Raw genomic sequence first — 18546 nt, forward strand, 5'->3', positions numbered from 1 at the left:
GTCTTGACTACAATACCAGGTGCAATTTCAACAACGATAACGCCCTTGCCGTCACCATTTGTCGTTAGGCGAGCGAGCGTACCGATCCAATTCTTCGCTTGAGTTGATTTGAAGAGCGCGCAGATTGCCTTGGCGCGCTGTGGCCGGATTGCCCCCTTTCCGTCCTCGCCTCTTCGTACGCACCACGTGCTTTGACTAGTATTTCGACAAACCTTGTTTGGTCGGGCGGCATTGGCAAGCTAGCAGCTCTCATCAACCCTTTTTCGGCATCGTCATCGTACCAATCGATGTCGGTCTTATCCCCCGGCGCAGCGACCGTTAAAACACCTGAGAATCGCTGGCCATTGGCAATCACCATGGTCGTGTGGCACGCAATCGTATTTTTCGCCGGATCAGAGACAAGGAGTTTGTCGCTCTTGTAGTCAATGATTTTTATCTTGCGTTTCGCAAGCTCTGACGACCCATTTAGCTCATCGATCACCAATTTCTTTAGGGCTGGCGGATCGCATTGCGCACCACTTAGTTTTGGGGGCTGCTGAGCGAACGACGGCGTTCCCGCGAACGTTAGCGCCGTCAAACATATTAAACCTGCATGTTTTGCCCAAATCGAATTTCTCTGTGCGCCTTGCATAAACAATGGCCCGCCCTCCCTGATAGCCAAGAGCCCCACGTTAGCTCGGATCGGCCAATATATCCAGTTTTGGGATAATCCCTTTCTGGGATCAAATTACCTGCTGCCGATTCTTTGGCTTGGCGGTGCATGCAGAAATCCCTCAAATCGGCCGAGTATGCTCGCCTCATTGCGGCTCTTGTGGCAGTGCGGAAAGACGCCGGTATTCGCCAGCAAGTCCTGGCGAAAAAGCTCGGACGGCCTCAGTCTTTCATTGCCAAATATGAGGGCGGAGAGCGCCGGATCGACGTCGTCGAATTTATCGAGATCATCCGCGCATTGGATGCTGACCCGCTGAAAGTATATCGAGACTTTCTGGCCGGAAAATCGCCCCCAGCCAAGCGCACAGGCCGCCGAAATAGCGCTTCGAGCTGACCACGATCATTTCGTCGCTCTTGGCTTGTCAACAGAGCCACAAGATTGCTCGAAATCCGCTCGACTTCAGGGCTGATCGGAGCGTCACTGTCCCGCGACAACAGGAGATGGACATGGGCAAACCGGCCTTCAACGACGCCGTTATCGCTTGCCTCAGCGAGATTCACAAACAGCTCGTGGAAGCGGCACAGATCGCGAAAGCCGCCGAGGCCTGCGCGCTTGCCGGACGCGTCGCCGAAGCCATCACGGTTTCGATGGACATTGAGCAATTAATTTATGAGGCCGGGCGCCTTCATGACGCGGCCTCACTGATGAACAGGCTCGCTCACGATTGATTCAGACATTGGCCTCCTTGCCCGGCCTAAGGCCGGGCTCGTGTCAGTGGCAGCGCATGATGCTGTCCTGAAACCGTTGGAGCCAAATGGCCACGCAAAACTCAAAGCTGAATTCAAAGTCGGTGAAATCGCCACGAGGTCGGACCTCTTCCAAGAGGCAAGCGCCGGGAAAAACGAAGCGTCGAGCCAAGCCCGCCACGTCTAGTGAACCAAAAGCGAGGGTGAATTTGTCAAAGCAAGATTCCGTACTTGCGCTCCTTCGTCATTCCAAGGGCACGACGATAGCGGCCATCGTGAAGGCAACAGACTGGCAGCAACACTCGGTGCGCGGGTTCTTCGCTGGGGTCGTCCGAAGAAAATTGAAGCTCAATCTCACATCAGAGAAAGTCGACGGCACACGCATCTACCGGGTCGTTCAGTCCGGAGTGACATCGTGACCGGCGACAAGCATCGAGCTAAGGCCAACCCAGCCGTCGATGCTGAGCTGGATCGGCTGCCGGCCATGCCGATCGTCGCGCTGCGGAAACGATACCGGGAGGTTTTCCGGGGAGAACCGCCAATGGCCTTCGGCCCGGATCTGCTACGCCGCAGCATCGCTCACAACATTCAGGAGAAGGCCTACGGCGGCCTGCCCTCAATGACAAAGCGCCTTCTAGATCAATTGGTGAAGGCAGCTTCGGTACGGCCCAACGGCAGGCTAGAGCTCCCTCGCAGGATCAAGCCTGGATCCGAACTTGTCCGAAGCTGGAAAGGAAAGACCTATCGGGTGATGGTATTGCACGACGGCTTTGGCTACCAGGGTAAGACATTTGCCGGCCTCTCCGAGATCGCCTTCGTCATCACCGGCACCAAATGGAACGGCCCCCGGTTCTTTGGCCTCCGTGCGGCATCCCGTCAGGAGGCGATAAATGCCGAATGACGCCAAGAGGGGCCTTCGCTGTGCAATCTACACCCGCAAATCGACCGAGCATGGCCTGGACCAGGACTTCAACTCGCTCGACGCCCAACGGGAAGCTTGCGAGGCCTACATCAAGAGCCAGTCGTTCCAAGGCTGGAAGGCTCTCCCGCAGCAATACAATGACCCTGCCTTCTCTGGCGGCAACCTCGACCGCCCCGCCGTCAAAAGGCTGCTTGCCGACATCGAAGCAGGCAAGATCGATGTGGTCGTCGTCTACAAGATCGATCGCCTGACCCGCTCGCTGGCGGATTTCGCAAAGCTGGTGGAGGCTTTCGACAAGAAATCGGTCTCATTCGTCGCGGTGACCCAGCAGTTTAATACCACCACATCCATGGGACGGTTGACGCTCAACGTCCTGCTTTCCTTTGCTCAGTTCGAGCGCGAATTATCGGCGGAGCGTGTCAGGGACAAAGTGGCTGCGAGCCGGCGCAAGGGAAAATGGACGGGCGGTACGGTGCCGCTTGGCTATGACACCAAAGAAAAGAAGCTCGTCATCAACAAGTCCGAGGCCGACACGGTTCGAACTATCTTCCGCCTTTACCGGGAACTGGGATCATTCAGCAAGCTCGTGGCCGAACTCGACCGACGCAAGATCGTCACAAAGCGCCGTAACACCAAGGTCGCGAAGTTTCAGGGTGGTATCCCGTTCACCTACGGCCCCCTCGCCTACCTCTTGAAAAACCGGATCTACATCGGCGAGACCCATCACAGCGGGAAGTGGTTCAAAGGCGAGCATGAGGCCATGATGGACCGACAACTCTTCGACGCAGTACAGCAACAACTCAAATCGAACACGGTCAAGCGCAAGATCGCCTTCTCGGAAAGTGGCGCTCTGCTTCAGGGTAAGATTTTCGACGATAAGGGCAATCTCATGGGACCGAGCTTTTCGAGCAAGAATGGAGTGCGGTACCGCTTCTACGTCAGCAGGGCGCTGCGCGGTCGCAAGCACAACGCCGGCTCTGTTACTCGGATTTCCGCTCCTGAAATTGAATCGCTCGTAAAGGCTTCGTTTGAGGAGAGATTTGGTCTACCGATTGAACAAGCAATCAATAATGTTGAACGGATCGTAGTGTCGGCGAACAGTATCCAGGTCTCACTGACCGCCAGCCGATCGAAAGATAGGCAGATCGATATTCCCTGGACACCGCAGCCGAAGGGTACGGCTCGAGTCCAACTCGCAGGCTCGGATGGAATTGCCGACCAAGTGCTGCTCCGCTCGATAGTCCGCGCACGCCAATGGTTGAACGATCTATCATCGGACCGTCACGCGTCGATCGAAAGTCTGGCAGACTCCGTTGGGATCCACCCGAAGATCGTGCGGCAAGGCTTGAGACTTGCTTTTCTGGCGCCCGATGTGACCAGCGCGATCGTCAATGAAGGCCGCCCGGTCAAGCTAAAGCAGATTCCAAAAACACTGCCGCTTGCCTGGAGTGACCAGCTCAGCATTCTCGATTAGCGGCGACCGCCCCCGGCGCTATGCGGCCTTGCTTCGGCCACCCTCGACCACAGTAAACAATGCGCGCCGATCCGCCGGTGACGTCGGTTGCTGGGTCCGTTCGCCAACTGGCTCTACGTCTGATAGGCATCGTTCTACTGGGACCGTCTCCAACGCTGGCGCGTCCGGCGTCGATTCAATAAAAGCCATGGTGGCTCTGGCGCTCTCTTCCATCATCTCAAGCGCGATCGCGCCCTTTGCGGCCAACCGCCAGCCAAAGGAATATCGCTGCACGAAACCAAGCGAGAAGACATCCAGCGATGGAAACGTTGCACCGAGGCGCTTGCTATACTTTGCCCAGTCAGAACCGCTGGTTGCCAGAAATGCGAGGTCGCGCTTGATGTCCGAAAGCGAGGCCAACCCGTTCGGGTAGCTGGCAAGCACCTTCAATATGGACACCTGGAAATTCACGACTCAACCCACCCCACTATACCAACCATTCTGTCAGCGATGCAGTGCCCAAAGCAATCGTTTCTACCGAGCTACGTGCTGACTTCGGTTTGTCCTCGGCCCATCGGGGTCGGTAGCTGCCCCCAACCGTGCCCCGCTGCGCGATCGGGACGTCGCGGATCGGATGTTATGGAACGCCGCAGTGCGGTGTCCAGCGCCGGCGGCTCGATACAAGCGGAATAGATATCGTCCTCGACAAGGCTTGAACAGCCGAGCGGACCATTATGAGCGGCGAGCCGAAGCCCTGACTTGAAGTTAACCGCGCTTGACCCTCATCACGCCCCACATTTAGAGTGGCTTCGCGACGGCTGTCGAATAGGTGTTCGGTTGAATAATCCAGGCAGTTGTGTCCTAGCTTGGAAGCACCTTTTACCCGATTGCACAATGATGAAAATGCTCAAGCACCCGATACTCGGCCGTCTCAATCAGGGTGTAGTATTTACCAGCGCAAAGGCTGAACGATATCCGCGCTGCGACGTTTCGGGAATCATAGTTACGGCACGATGCGATATAGAACAGGATAAGTTTAACGTTCTAAATTACGTGCCTGTCGTTCGCTTGTCGGATTGGCTCGCCGTTGATGGCTACGACATCTGCTTGAATCGCGCGGCGGCAGATCTGCAAGGAAGGATACGCCGGGCTCTCAAATCCCTAGAATTACCCGACAGCTTGCTTCTTTCGCAGAGCCTGACGTCAATATTCGAAATTGTCGTGAGGGATCCAGAAGCGTCCAGAAGTACTCGAAAAGCGGAGCCGACTTTCATTGAGCTGATTCGGATTGAGGCAATTATAGATAGATGCTTAACTGGCACAGCCCGGTCAAATCCGGATTTTTACGAACAGTTCGAGAGCTTCGGACGCTCGCTCATCAAAGAGCTGATTAATCACAGGCTTACAGGCTACTATTATCTCCCGGCGATAGACGCTAATTCTGAACAGGAAGGGTTTGTGGCTCTGCTGCGCGAAGTCACATACTTGCCAAGGTCGCTTGTAGGCCTAATCGCAAACGGCGTCGGTCCAGACGATGGCAAACTTGAGGCGTTTCCAAATTGGGCCGCCTATCTCGACTTCGAAGCCAGTCCGTTTGCCATGCCAATAGGCGAACTAATTTCCCCTCACATCGAACATTTACTACAGACGTTCTCGTATCTCTTTGGAAGGATCGGACTGCCGGATCACGATGAAGGCACCATCGAGCGGATGTGTAACGTAAAGCCGGAATTGGAGCAGCGATGAAATACGTTGTCATCGACAATTTTGCGGTAGATGAAATTGTTGCAAATCGCGTCTTACAATCGGTTGAGTTTGAGCAAGGTGCACGCTTAATTGAGGCGTTACGAGGCACGCAACCCCAGAGCCGCATCTCTCCTCAGCTTATATCAACCATTATCGCGGACGGAATGTTCATCACCGGCCGATCTTTGGGCGCAGAGGCGAGATTCATTGTAATCGATGAGCAGCAATCACAGCTCCTCGCACAGCAATCTGATTCTGATGCCTTGCTGTCAGTTCAGAAGCTCCTACGTTTCGCTAAGAAGTTGTGGCAAGGGCTTAATCTCACCGGCTCAGAGCGAATAATTAGCGGCACCACTAAGGCCGTACTGTTTCCACCTCACCGCTACCAACAGAGTCCATTTAGGATTGTTATTGAGCGCGAGCCCACGCCTCAACGATTGGAAAAGCGGGGTCAGAGGGGCCATTGGCTTCTAGTATACAAGGCCGGCCATGAGGGAGGCGACGCATCCCGCGAGCAAGCAGAGCTAGCCAACTTCCGCAAGGCGTTTGACGCGATCCTCGAATTGAAGGCTACGCTTAACGCAGCCAGCGTTAATCTTGGCAGTTCTGGCGCTTCTCCGATTGACCAAATGCACGTCACTCAACTTGGCGACAGCGGGCATTCGAACGCAATGTCATTTCTCAGGCGGTTCGAAGACTGGATGCCTTTGTTAACTGATCAGCAAAAGCAATTCATCATAAGCCCCATTAAAGGCCCGGCGCGAATTGAAGGAGCCGCGGGCACTGGAAAAACGCTTACTCTGCTTTTAAAGGCCATCCATTCCTTAAGGGAATGCAGTCAACACACCGCCTGCCACGTTGTATTTGTCACGCACAGTGATGCCACCAAACGGGCGATTGGAGAAGTTGCTGCGGTGATCGACGGCAATGGTTTTGCGAGTTTGAGCAAGGCAAACAGCAACCGCTCATTAAAAATTTGTACTCTGAGTGAGCTTTGCGCTGAGGTTTTGCATCAATCAATTAGTGAGAGCGAGTTCATTGACCGAGATGCAATGGAGTCTAAAGAGCTGCAACTTCTTTATATCGAAGAAGCTCTTTCTAGTGCCATGAAAATTGACTTCTCGAGCCACAAACGCTTCCTTTCCCCTGGATTTGCGAGCTTCTTAGAAGATGAAGACCGCTGGAAGATCGTGACGATGCTGCAACATGAAGTCAGCGTTGTAATAAAGGGACGTGCATCCGAAGATCTTGATCGGTACAAAAAAGTCCCCCCGTTAAAATATGGATTGCCGATCTCTACTGAAGCCGACAAAGGATTCGTATTCACGATTTTCAGATACTACCAGACTCAGTTGAGCAACGCTGGTCAGTTTGATACGGACGACGTCGTCTTAACAACTATAGGGCAGCTCGATACTCCCATTTGGAGAAGAAGAAGATCACGAGAAGGCTTTGATGCCGTTATTATCGACGAAACTCATCTCTTCAATATCAATGAATTGCATTTATTTCATTACTTCACTAAGTCAGAGGGACCTTATCCCATCGTCTATTCGGTCGACAGATCGCAGGCGGTCGGCGATAAGGGGTGGAGTACGCAAGAAATTGCGAGTACTTTAGGTGATATTTCCTCAGCTGAGCAGGCGAATCAGAATCAAATTGTTCGTACCGTCTTCAGATCATCTCCTGACATCGTGAACCTTGCTTTTTCGATCCTTTCTTCAGGAGCGACGCTTTTCACTAATTTCGATAATCCCTTACAAGCTGCCGCTTCCGGATTTACTGAGGCAGAAGAACGGATGTGCTCGCAGCCAACGTATTTCGAGGTGACCAACGAACCGGCTTTAATTCAGGCGGCATTTGACCGTGCTGAAATTCTCCTCAAGGAGCTTGGATGCAAGCGGAACGATATTTTGGTCGTCAGTTTAAGCAACGCAGTCATCGATGGCCTTGCCGCACATGCCAAAGAGCGCAACAAGCCACTGTTAATGCTAACCAAGAGAGGCGATGTTGCTGCTGTCGAAGCAGCCCGAGATTCGGCTCAGTGGGTTCTTGGGCACGCTGATTATGTAGGTGGATTAGAGTTTCTCGCCGTAGTCGTCGTTGGAGTCGACGGCGGCAGGGTTCCTCCTGCCTCCGGCAATGAAAATGTAAGCAGCAAGAGCTTCCTTTCGTATGTATCTCATAATCGGTTGTATGTCGCGATCAGCAGAGCCCGTTATAGAGTGGAGATGATAGGCGAAAAAGCTCGCGGTCCAAGTCGGCTAATAACCGCCGCTATTGATGCTGATCTGGTAGGAAAGAGAGATCTTTAGACAGCAAAATGGCGTCATGAGTTCGCTTCGTTTTACGAGTGAGGTCTCCTAGGATTGTAGGCAAGCGTTCATCATTCGGTTAGCTATTATGCACGCTTACGCATTACTTCGTTCAGTCCGGCTTCAAATCGCTTGCGCGGAACCGACGAAGACGTCGAGCGCCTCGGTGCGGTTTGCTTTGAAAATATCGGCGGCCCTCATCAAGGCTGTGGCAGACACTTTAAGCCATTAGCGGACATCGCGAGTCCGCTCATTTCTAGGACCGACCACCGGAGTTCTGAGTACGATCGATTGACCGCCTAGCGCGCACGTGTCGCACGGCCGGGCCGCTCGAACATGCAAGTCGGGGCCGGAGAAATGGCCTGGTCGGACTGCCATGTTCGGGCGGGAGTCGTGATCGAACCAGTCTCCGCCAATAGTCTCTGCAAAACGGGAGTTTTTCGGGAAACGGCCGGAGACTTTCCGCTATTTCTCCCCGCGGGTTGCGAGACCGGAACTCTCGAGACAAAACCAAATGCGCGAAAAGCCCTGATTTCCGGGCCTGTCAGGCGCAGGTTGCAAACGGTCGCCAACCGCGGGACTGCGTGGCTGGGGCGGGAGGGATCGAACCTCCGAATGGCGGAATCAAAATCCGCTGCCTTACCACTTGGCTACGCCCCATCAGGCCCTTTGGGAACGGCGGCGACACGAGCGTCCGCGGATTCCCTCGAGTGGTGCCGGTCTATAGGGAGCGGCGCGGCATTTCAACCGCCCGGAGGGGCAAAATACCACAGGCGCCGGTGGCGCCGCGCCATGCCTCATATGAGCGCTACGCCAGCCCGTTCCCGACAGGCGTTCCGCCACCCCTCCCGACAGTTGAGACCTCCGCCGTTTCATGGGAATACGACGCCAAGACCTGTCTCTCCGGGAGTGAGCCATGACCTACCGCGCGCCGATCTCTGACATGCTGCTGTCGCTCAACCACGGCGCCGGCCTGAAGGCTGCCATGGAGGCCGGCCATTACGGCGATTTCGACGGCGATATCGTGAGCGCCGTGCTGGAGGAAGCCGGCAAGTTCGCAACCGACGTGCTGGCGCCGCTCAACAAGGTCGGCGACGAGCACGGCATCAAGCTCAGCGACGGCAAGGTCACGACCGCGCCGGGCTGGCCGGATGCCTACAAGCGCTGGACCGAGGGCGGCTGGAACGCGGTCTCCGGCCCCGAAGATTTCGGCGGCCAGGGCCTGCCGCTCGCGATCAACGCCGCCTGCACCGAGATCTGGAGTGCCGCCAACGTCGCCTTCGGCCTCTGCCCGCTGCTGACGGCGTCGGCGATGGAGGCGCTGGACGCGCATGGCAGCGACGAGCTGAAGAAAATCTATCTCGAAAAGCTCGTCTCCGGCGAATGGACCGGCACGATGCAGCTGACCGAGCCGCAGGCCGGCTCCGATGTCGGCGCGCTGCGCACCCGCGCCGAGAAGCAGGCCGACGGCACCTATCGCATCAAGGGGACGAAGATCTTCATCACCTATGGCGAGCACGACATGACCGACAACATCGTGCATTTCGTGCTGGCGCGACTGCCGGACGCGCCGGCCGGCACCAAGGGGATATCGCTGTTCCTCGTTCCCAAATTCATGGTGAACGAAGACGGCTCGCTCGGTGCGCGCAACGACATTTTCGCAAGCGGCGTCGAGCACAAGCTCGGCATGCATGCCTCCCCCACCTGCACCATGACCATGGGCGACCATGGCGGCGCGATCGGCTTCCTGGTCGGCGAAGAGAACCAGGGCATGCGCTGCATGTTCACGATGATGAACCAGGCCCGCCTCGGCGTCGGCCTCGAAGGCGTCGGTGTCGCCGACCGCGCCTATCAGCAGGCATTATCGTACGCACAAGAGCGCAAGCAGGGCCGCGCCCTCGGCAACAAGGGTGACGGCTCCGATCCGATCTTCGTGCATCCCGACGTCAAGCGCATGCTGATGCGGATGCGGGCGCAGACCGCGGCGGCGCGCACCATCTGCTATGCGACTGCGGTGGCGATCGACGTCTCGACACGCGCCAGGGATCCGAAGGTCCGCGCCGACGCTGCCGCGCGCGCGGCGCTGCTGACGCCGATGGCGAAGGGCTATTCCACCGACATCGGCAACGAGGTCGCCTATCTCGGCGTGCAGGTGCATGGCGGCATGGGCTTCATCGAGGAGACCGGCGCGGCGCAGCACTATCGCGATGCCCGCATCACCGCGATCTACGAGGGCACCAATGGCATCCAGGCCATCGACCTCGTCACGCGAAAGCTCGCGGCCAACGGCGGCGCATCGGTGTGGGCGCTGCTCGACGAGCTCTCGGCCATCGTGAAGCAGGTCGAAGCCTCCAACGATCCCGCCTTCGGCACCACCGGCGTGAAATTGCGCGAGGCACTGGAGGCGCTGACCCGCACCAGCAAATGGCTGCTGGAGCGGGTTGCGTCCGCGCCGAACGAGGCGCTGGCCGGCGCGACGCCGTATCTGCAGCAGTTCGGCGCCACGCTCGGCGGCTGCATGCTGGCATCCGAAGCGCTCGCCGCGAAATCCGACGGCATCACGGACGCCGCGCGCTACGTCTCGCTGGCGCGCTTCTTCGCCGAGAACATCGCCGTACAGGCTGGCGCGCTCGAGCGCACCGTGACGGAGAGCGCGGAGTCGGTCGCGGCGGCGGATGCGGTGCTGCTGGGATAGATGCGTAGCCTAGATTGAGCGCAGCGCAATCCAGGATTCGCGCCACGAGCGATGACGGCCCCGGATTGCGCTGCGCTCCATCCGGGCTACGAAGCCGCGAGCTTCGTGCGTCTCCCCGGCCGCCACAGCACAACGGCCGTCGCCACCAGATCTAGCACCACGCACATCGCAAAGGCGCTCGTGTAATCGCCGGTTACGCTGCGCACAAGACCGACGATGCCGGGGCCGAAGGCACTGACGATGCCGCTGATCGAGGTGCCCAGCCCCATCGCGGCGGCGAAGGCGCTGGCGCCGATCTCGCGCTGGATGATCAAAGGCGGGAACGTGATCATGTTGCCGATCGAGAAACCGTAGACGGCGCAGCACACGAGCAGCACGGTCGGGTTCGTGCTTTGCAGAAGCACGAACAGAGCCGCCGCCTGGCTCGTCATCGATGCCGCGCAGGCGAGCCGCGGATCGAGCCGGTCCACGAACAGGCCGAGCGACAGGCGCCCGACCACCGCCATCGCCGCCATGATGGTGACGGCAAGGCCCGCACTGGCGCGGCCGATCAGCGGTTCGAGGAACGTCACCTGGTGGATGATGAATCCCATCTGCGCCAGCAGCGCGATCGCGATCGGCAGCACCATGGTCCAGAACGCCGCGTTGGCGAGCAGCGTCCTGCGCGAGTGAACCGCAGGCACGGCGGTGCCGCCATCGAATGAATCCCCGCCCGGCGTCGGCGGCATTTCCGTCGGCCAGCCTGTGAAGATGACCACCACCGGCAGCACCAGCACCACCATCGCCAGCGTGGCTGCCAGCATCGCGGAACGGAAGCCGATGCTGCCGCTCAGCGTCAGCAGCAGCGGCACGAGCACGATGCCGCCGCAAGTCGCGCCGTTGTAGGCGAGGCTGAGCGCGAGCCCGCGGCGCCGTTCGAACCAGGAGTTCAGCACGGTCGCGATCACCACCGTGCCCATGCCGGTCCAGCCGACCGACATCAGCGCATAGGCGAGGTAGAGCTGCCAGGGCGTCTGCAGCAGCGCCAGCAGCACCGTCGAAGCGCCGAGCGCCGACAGTCCGCACAGGATCAGCGACCGCAGCCCGATGCGGGCGAGCAGATCGTCGGTGAAGATGACGAGCACGGCAGTCAGGAGAAAGGAGAAGGTGCTGGCTGCGGAGACCAGCGTGCCCGGCCAGCCATGGGCGCGCTGCAGCTCGGCGAGATAGACGCCCTGGCCGTACAGGCCGAAGCCGAACATGAAGAAAGCCATCAGGAAGCAGGCCAGCACGACGCGCCAGCCGCGATAGTGCAGCGAGGATTCATCAACACGCGTGGCGGCAATCATCAATCGGGCAATCGGCCAAATGGAACGGCGCGAGGCGATCGTGCACCACAACCAGGGGTTTTTCAAATGAAAAAGGTAGCCGATTGTTGCAACGCGCAGCACGGCGGGGAGCGTGATGCGCCCGTCTCACGCGAATTCGGTCTCCAAAAGGTCGAGCCAGCGCATTGGCACGCCTGCAAGATGATGTAGGCTGACGTTTCGCGAGTCTAGCCAATGTCAGTGTCGCGGCGACCGCAGGGGCCCCTTCATGCCGAATGGCAACATCATCGTCACCGAAGAGCGCGGAACGCGCGTGATCACCCTGCGTCGCCCGAGCAAGAAGAACGCGATCACGCAGGACATGTATCGGGAGATGAGCCGCGCGATCGACACCGCGCAGAACAATCCCGACATCCGCTGCATGATCATCACCGGCGGCTCCGGCGTGTTCACCGCCGGCGACGACATCGACGATTTCATGCACGCCGATACGTCGCGCCCCGAGACGCTGTCCGACGGCGCCAAGTTTCTCTATTCGCTCGCACTCAACGCCAAGCCGGCGATCGCGGCCGTGGACGGCGCGTCGATCGGCATGGGCACCGTGATGCTGTTCCATTGCGACTATGTGCTGGCCTCGAACGCGGCGACCTTCTCCGCGCCCTACATCCATCTCGGGCTGGTGCCGGTCGGCGCGTCCAGCCTCTTGATGCCGAACACGATGGGCTACCAGCGCGCCTTCGCCATGCTGGTGATGGGACGGACTTTTACGGCCGCCGAAGCGCATGCCGCCGGCTTCGTCAACACCGTGGTCTCGCCGGGGCATACCGAGGTCGAGGCGCGCAAGGTGGCGCGCGATATCTGCAGGCTCCCCGCCGAAGCGGTCGCGACCTCGCGCAAACTGCTGCGCGTCGCATCCGAGGAGCTCACCCGCCGCATCGACCAGGAGGCCCATTTGTTCGGCGAGCGGTTGAAGTCGGAAGAAGCCACCGCCGCATTCAACGCGTTTGCGAACAGGAAGAAGAAAAAATAGGCTGCCGTCCGGCGCATCGCCGCGGAATGACGGTGAGAACTTTCGTGAAATCTTCGTGCGGAACGACTAGTCTGGTTCCATGCGACATGTTCTCCGCCTGACCGTCTTCTCGCTCGCGCTCGCCGCCCTGCCCGCGTCCGCCCAAACCGCCGCACCCGTCGAGCTGCGCATCCTCGCGATCAACGATTTCCACGGCAATCTGCGCCCGCCGCCGGGCGGCATCCGGATCAGCGATCCCGAGGACAAGTCCAGGAAGGTGATGGTGGCCGCCGGCGGTGCCGAATACATGGCGACGCTGGTGAAGCAGCTGCGCGAGGGCCACAAGAACACGATCTTCGTCGCCGCCGGCGACCTGATCGGCGCGAGCCCGTTCCTGTCGGCAATGTTCCACGACGAGCCTTCGATCGAGTCGCTCTCGATGATGGGGCTCGCGATCAGTTCGGTCGGCAATCACGAATTCGACGAGGGCAAGACCGAGCTGTTGCGGATGCAGAACGGGGGTTGTCATCCCGTCGACGGCTGTCAGGGGCCGCATCCCTTTACGGGCGCTAAATTCCACTATCTCGCGGCGTCTACCATCGAGACCACGACCGGCAGGAGCGTGCTGCCGCCTTACGAGATCAGGGAGTTCGAGGGCATCCCCATCGCCTTCATCGGGCTCACCTTGAAGGAGACCGCGGGCATCGTCTCGCCATCGGGCGTCACGGGCCTCGAATTCCGCGACGAAGCCGAGACGGTGAACGCGCTGGTGCCGCAGCTGAAGGCGCGCGGGGTCGAGGCGATCGTGGTGCTGATCCACCAGGGCGGCGAGCCGGCCGGTGACTACAATGAATGCCCTGCCATCACCGGGCCGATCGTCGACATCGTGAAGAGATTCGATCGCGCCGTCGACGTCGTGGTCAGTGGCCACACCCATCGTGCTTATGTCTGCGATATTGACGGGCGGCTCGTCACCAGCGGCGACAAATACGGTACGCTGGTCACCGCGATCGATCTCAAGCTCGATCCGGCAACGCGCGACGTCGTCAGCGCCAAGGCCGAGAACGTCCTCGTCGCCAATGCCTCGCTGCCTAGGGATCCCGAGCAGACCGCACTGATCGATGCCTACGACAGACTTTCGGCGCCGATCGCCAATCGCCCGGCTGGATCGGTGACGCAGACGCTGTCACGCGTGCCGAACGAGGCCGGCGAAAGCGCGCTCGGCGACGTCATTGCGGACGCGCAGCTCGCCGCGACCCGGGACGCCAAGGATGGCGGTGCCGTCATCGCACTCACCAATCCCGGCGGCATCCGCACCGACATCGTTCCAAAGGAGAACGGCGCGATCACCTTCGGCGACGTTTTCGCCAGCCAGCCGTTCCGCAACCGGCTCGTCACCATGACGCTCACGGGCAGCCAGCTCAAGGACATGCTGGAGCAGCAATGGCTCGATCCGAAGCGGCCGCGGATTCTCCAGGTCTCGAACGGGTTCAGTTACGCCTGGGATGCGGCGAAGCCGTACGGCGAGCGCGTGATCAACGAGAAGATGACGCTCAACGGCAGACCGATCGAAACCGGAAGCGGCTACCGCGTCACCGTCAACGATTACCTCGCAGTCGGTGGCGACGGCTTCACTGTCGTCAAACAGGGCACGGGGCCGCAATATGGCGGCTACGACGCCGACGCGCTGTTCGCGTTCTTCAGGGCGCACGGACCGATCGGGCCGCTGCCGCTGAGCCGCATCCTGCGCGTGAATTGATCCGGATCAAACGGACCGGTCCGGGACCACCCTTTGCCATTCCCGGGGGAACGCATAGATTGGGTTTTGCATTTGCGTTTTGGCGCCGGATGCGCCAAGCGACGTCGAGAGCCCGCATCCCATGAGGCCGACTGATGAGTACGCTTCTCCTCTCCCACAAGGCCTGCCTCGACCACGTCACGCCGCCGGGACACCCTGAAAGGCCGGACCGCCTGCGTGCGGTGGAAGAGGCGCTGTCGCATGAGCGCTTCCAGTTCCTGGTGCGCGACCAGGCACCGGAGGGCGATCTCGACCTCGTCACGCTCTGCCACAACGAGCACTACGTCACGGAGCTGCGCCACATCGCGCCGACCAGCGGACAGGTCTATATCGATGGCGACACCTCGATGTCGCCGGGCACGTGGGAAGCGGTGATGCGCGGCGTCGGCGGCGCGGTCGCGGCGACCGAAGCGGTGATGGCCGGCGAGCATCGCAATGCCTTCGTCGCGGTGCGCCCGCCCGGCCACCACGCCGAGATCGGCAAACCGATGGGCTTCTGCTTCTTCGACAACGTCGCCATCGCCGCGCGCCACGCGCAGCGCAAATACGGCATCAAGCGCGCGGCCATCGTCGATTTCGACGTGCATCACGGCAACGGCACGCAGGACATCTTCTGGTCGGACCCGACCGTGATGTACTGCTCGACGCACCAGATGCCGCTGTTTCCGGGCACCGGTGCCAAGAGCGAGCGCGGCGACCACGACACCATCGTCAACGCGCCGCTCGCCTCCGAGGACGGCGGGCCGGAATTCCGCATCGCGTTCGAGAATTTGATCCTGCCGCAGCTCGAAAAATTCAGCCCGGAGCTGCTCGTCATCTCTGCCGGCTTCGACGCGCATTATCGCGATCCGCTGGCGTCGCTGAATTTGCGCGCGGAGGATTATGCCTGGGTGACGCGCAAGCTGATGGACCTCGCCGACAAGACCGCCGGGGGGCGCGTTGTTTCTGTGCTCGAAGGCGGCTACGATCTGCAAGGACTGAAAGAATCTGTTACGGCGCATGTCGGCGCCCTGATGGGCGCCTGACGCACCGCCACATTGCGCCCGCAAAACTTTGCTTTCTCCGACGTGAAGCGAATCGGGCAATCGGAAACTTATATGGCCGAAAATACCCAAATCGACGTCTCCAGGCTGACCTTCGAACGCGCCATCGAGGAGCTCGAAACGATCGTGAAGCGGCTCGAGGACGGCAAGGTGCCCCTCGAGGAATCCGTGACGATCTACGAGCGCGGCGAGGCTCTGAAGCGCCGCTGCGAGGAGTTGCTGCGCCAGGCTGAGGCGCGCGTCGACAAGATCACCACCGATGCCAGCGGCCAGGCCACCGGCACCGCGCCGCTCGACGTCCAGTAAGGGCCGCCTTCAAAACCGCCCATCCCACGCATCGGCCACCCGCAATTTTTCATGATCGCACGCCCGTGTCGGGCCGCTGCGGCTGCTTTGATCCAGCGAACCGGGGCCCAGGAAGGTCATGGAACTCCCTCACGAGGGCCCGTCGTCTCCTGAAATCCCGTCTAAAGCAGCTTCTCACACCCCAAAACCTGTCGAGGAACCGAGCAAGCTTGGAACTCTTCAGCTGGCGCCGGGATTAACCACTCTGGCCCGGGGGTTGCAGGTGCATGCCCGTAATCGGCCCAGCGGGTTGGCTTTGGCCCAAGCTTTGGTGTAAAGCTGCGCGGAGTGTGGCTTTTTGTAAGCCTTGCGTAGGCACTGATTGCCGACGACAAGCGCTTCAAACTGCTGATGAATTGGCTGGGATGGACGAAGCCGATCTAAGTGACAGGGATCACAGAGACTGAACCGGAGAGCACTTAAGCTCACCTAAGCTTGAAGACGGGGCTTTGCCCCATGCAGGTGGCTCCGACGGTTTAAGGACTCGCGCTGCGCCGATATTGAGCAAACCCATCGCGCACCGGAACGATCTTCCGGCGCTGACAAATTGGAAATCGCCGTGAACGCATATAGTAAAACGCCGCTTCTCGACACCATCCGGACGCCCGACGACCTGCGCAAGCTCAAAATCGAGCAGGTTCGCCAGGTCGCCGACGAGCTGCGTCAGGAGACCATCGATGCCGTCTCGGTGACCGGCGGTCATTTCGGCGCGGGCCTCGGCGTGGTCGAGCTCACCACTGCGATCCATTACGTCTTCGACACCCCGCGCGACCGGCTGATCTGGGACGTCGGCCACCAGGCCTATCCGCACAAGATCCTCACCGGCCGGCGCGATCGCATCCGCACGCTGCGCACCGGCGGCGGCCTGTCCGGCTTCACCAAGCGCAGCGAGAGCGATTACGATCCGTTCGGAGCCGCGCATTCCTCGACCTCGATCTCCGCCGGCCTCGGCATGGCGGTCGCGCGCGACCTCGCCGGCGGCAAGAACAACGTTATCGCCGTCATCGGTGACGGCGCGATGTCGGCGGGCATGGCCTATGAGGCCATGAACAATGCGGGTGCGATGAACTCGCGCCTGATCGTCATCCTCAACGACAACGACATGTCGATCGCACCGCCGGTCGGCGCGATGAGCGCCTACCTGTCGCGGCTCTACTCGGGCAAGACCTACCGCACGCTGCGCGATGCGGCCAAGCAGATCAACAAGCGCTTGCCCAAGATCATCGCCAGCCGCGCCAACCGCGTCGAGGAATATTCCCGCGGCTTCATGATGGACGGCGGCACGCTGTTCGAGGAGCTCGGCTTCTATTACGTCGGCCCGATAGACGGCCATAACCTCGACCATCTTCTGCCCGTTCTGAAGAACGTGCGCGACATGGAGACCGGCCCCATCCTGGTTCACGTCGTGACGCAGAAGGGCAAGGGCTACGGCCCGGCGGAAGCCTCCGCCGACAAGTACCACGCCGTGGTCAAGTTCGACGTTGCGACCGGCACCCAGGCCAAGTCCAAGCCGAACGCGCCGGCCTATCAGAACGTGTTCGGCCAGAGCCTCGTCAAGGAAGCGGAGAAGGACGACAAGATCGTCGCCATCACCGCGGCGATGCCCTCCGGCACCGGCGTCGACATCTTCAACAAGGCGTTCCCGGACCGCACCTTCGACGTCGGCATTGCCGAGCAGCACGCAGTGACGTTCGCCGCCGGCCTCGCCACCGAAGGCTACAAGCCCTTCTGCGCGATCTACTCGACCTTCCTGCAGCGCGGCTACGACCAGATCGTGCATGACGTCGCGATCCAGAGCCTGCCCGTGCGCTTCGCCATCGACCGCGCCGGCCTCGTCGGCGCCGACGGCGCCACCCATGCCGGCTCGTTCGACAACGCCTATCTCGGCTGTCTGCCGAACATGGTGATCATGGCCGCGGCCGACGAAGCCGAGCTGGTGCACATGGTTGCAACGCAGGTCGCGATCAACGATCGTCCGAGCTCGCTGCGCTATCCGCGCGGCGAAGGCCGCGGCATCGAGATGCCCGAAGTCGGCATTCCGCTCGAGATCGGCAAGGGCCGCATCGTCCGCCAGGGCAGCAAGATTGCCCTGCTCTCCTTCGGCACGCGCCTTGCCGAATGCGAGAAGGCCGCCGACGAGCTCGCAGCCCACGGCCTTTCGACCACGATCGCGGATGCGCGCTTCATGAAGCCGCTGGACACCGAGCTGGTGCTCAAGCTGGCGCGCGACCACGAGATCCTCATCACCATCGAGGAAGGCTCGGTCGGCGGTTTCGGCTCGCATGTCGCGCAGTACCTGAGCGATCAGGGCGCGCTCGACAGCGGCCTGGTGCGGTTCCGCACCATGGTGCTGCCCGACGTGTTCCAGGACCACGACACCCCGGCGGCGATGTACGGTCGTGCCGGTCTCGACGCCAAGGGCATCGTCGCCAAGGTGTTCGAGGCGCTCGGCAAGGACGTCAAGGCCGAGACGGTCAAGCTCGCCTGACAGCGAGCTTCGACCTTCCGCGAAGCA

Annotated in this window: 16 protein-coding genes and 1 tRNA gene; 13 read left to right on the top strand and 4 right to left on the bottom strand. The window is 60.1% G+C overall.

Annotation, left to right across the window (positions count from 1 at the left end):
* Window positions 1-64: 64 nt before the first annotated feature.
* Entirely contained in the window at window positions 65-637 is a 573-nt protein-coding gene (locus IVA75_RS14180) for a hypothetical protein (protein WP_247290929.1), read from the bottom strand.
* A 123-nt stretch (window positions 638-760) separates the two neighbouring features.
* On the opposite strand from IVA75_RS14180, the gene IVA75_RS14185 reads away from it, so the two are divergent.
* From IVA75_RS14185 to IVA75_RS14205, 5 genes are all read left to right on the top strand, one after another.
* On the top strand, window positions 761-1045 hold the full coding sequence (locus tag IVA75_RS14185; protein WP_247290931.1) for a helix-turn-helix transcriptional regulator: 285 nt from the start codon (window positions 761-763) through the stop codon (window positions 1043-1045).
* Between the two features lie 113 nt (window positions 1046-1158).
* Window positions 1159-1380 (top strand): hypothetical protein, encoded by a 222-nt coding sequence (locus tag IVA75_RS14190; protein WP_247290932.1) that lies wholly within the window; start codon window positions 1159-1161, stop codon window positions 1378-1380.
* 86 nt (window positions 1381-1466) lie between these two features.
* The gene (locus tag IVA75_RS14195) at window positions 1467-1817 is read left to right on the top strand and encodes a DUF3489 domain-containing protein (RefSeq protein WP_247290934.1); all 351 of its coding nucleotides are present in this window, start codon (window positions 1467-1469) and stop codon (window positions 1815-1817) included.
* Complete coding sequence (locus IVA75_RS14200) at window positions 1814-2299, top strand: DUF2924 domain-containing protein (RefSeq protein ID WP_346658423.1); 486 nt, start codon at window positions 1814-1816, stop codon at window positions 2297-2299. The genes IVA75_RS14195 and IVA75_RS14200 overlap by 4 nt, the downstream gene beginning before the upstream one ends.
* Entirely contained in the window at window positions 2289-3794 is a 1506-nt protein-coding gene (locus tag IVA75_RS14205) for a recombinase family protein (protein WP_247290936.1), read from the top strand. Before IVA75_RS14200 ends, IVA75_RS14205 begins: the two co-directional genes overlap by 11 nt.
* Window positions 3795-3812: 18 nt before the next feature.
* On the opposite strand, the gene IVA75_RS14210 is transcribed toward IVA75_RS14205, so the two are convergent.
* Window positions 3813-4244, bottom strand: a complete 432-nt coding sequence (locus tag IVA75_RS14210) for a hypothetical protein (RefSeq protein ID WP_247290938.1) — start codon at window positions 4242-4244, stop codon at window positions 3813-3815.
* A 423-nt stretch (window positions 4245-4667) separates the two neighbouring features.
* Here IVA75_RS14210 and IVA75_RS14215 point away from each other — a divergent pair, with 423 nt between their 5' ends.
* A complete protein-coding gene (locus tag IVA75_RS14215) occupies window positions 4668-5519 on the top strand; it encodes a hypothetical protein (RefSeq protein ID WP_247290939.1) in 852 nt (283 codons plus the stop codon).
* Complete coding sequence (locus IVA75_RS14220) at window positions 5516-7834, top strand: UvrD-helicase domain-containing protein (RefSeq protein ID WP_247290940.1); 2319 nt, start codon at window positions 5516-5518, stop codon at window positions 7832-7834. The genes IVA75_RS14215 and IVA75_RS14220 overlap by 4 nt, the downstream gene beginning before the upstream one ends.
* A 585-nt stretch (window positions 7835-8419) precedes the next feature.
* On the opposite strand, the gene IVA75_RS14225 is transcribed toward IVA75_RS14220, so the two are convergent.
* Window positions 8420-8494 (bottom strand) — tRNA-Gln (locus tag IVA75_RS14225).
* Between the two features lie 256 nt (window positions 8495-8750).
* Here IVA75_RS14225 and IVA75_RS14230 point away from each other — a divergent pair.
* Complete coding sequence (locus IVA75_RS14230; protein ID WP_247290941.1) at window positions 8751-10529, top strand: acyl-CoA dehydrogenase; 1779 nt, start codon at window positions 8751-8753, stop codon at window positions 10527-10529.
* Window positions 10530-10615: 86 nt separating this feature from the next.
* Here the strand turns inward: IVA75_RS14230 and IVA75_RS14235 are convergent, their stop codons facing one another.
* Window positions 10616-11857, bottom strand: coding sequence for an MFS transporter (locus IVA75_RS14235; protein WP_247290942.1), 1242 nt, complete (start codon window positions 11855-11857; stop codon window positions 10616-10618).
* A gap of 247 nt (window positions 11858-12104) precedes the next feature.
* Here IVA75_RS14235 and IVA75_RS14240 point away from each other — a divergent pair, with 247 nt between their 5' ends.
* The 5 genes from IVA75_RS14240 (at window position 12105) to dxs (ending at window position 18519) form a co-directional block, all read left to right on the top strand.
* On the top strand, window positions 12105-12866 hold the full coding sequence (locus tag IVA75_RS14240; RefSeq protein WP_247290953.1) for an enoyl-CoA hydratase-related protein: 762 nt from the start codon (window positions 12105-12107) through the stop codon (window positions 12864-12866).
* A 79-nt stretch (window positions 12867-12945) separates the two neighbouring features.
* The gene (locus IVA75_RS14245; protein ID WP_247290955.1) at window positions 12946-14604 is read left to right on the top strand and encodes a bifunctional metallophosphatase/5'-nucleotidase; all 1659 of its coding nucleotides are present in this window, start codon (window positions 12946-12948) and stop codon (window positions 14602-14604) included.
* A 134-nt stretch (window positions 14605-14738) separates the two neighbouring features.
* On the top strand, window positions 14739-15668 hold the full coding sequence (locus tag IVA75_RS14250; RefSeq protein ID WP_018456262.1) for a histone deacetylase family protein: 930 nt from the start codon (window positions 14739-14741) through the stop codon (window positions 15666-15668).
* Between the two features lie 72 nt (window positions 15669-15740).
* Window positions 15741-15992, top strand: a complete 252-nt coding sequence (locus IVA75_RS14255; RefSeq protein ID WP_027516568.1) for an exodeoxyribonuclease VII small subunit — start codon at window positions 15741-15743, stop codon at window positions 15990-15992.
* Window positions 15993-16590: 598 nt separating this feature from the next.
* Entirely contained in the window at window positions 16591-18519 is a 1929-nt protein-coding gene (gene dxs / locus IVA75_RS14260; RefSeq protein WP_247290957.1) for a 1-deoxy-D-xylulose-5-phosphate synthase, read from the top strand.
* Window positions 18520-18546 lie beyond the last annotated feature (27 nt).

It is taken from the genome of Bradyrhizobium sp. 134 (genome assembly GCF_023074155.1).
In the GTDB taxonomy this organism is placed as follows: domain Bacteria; phylum Pseudomonadota; class Alphaproteobacteria; order Rhizobiales; family Xanthobacteraceae; genus Bradyrhizobium.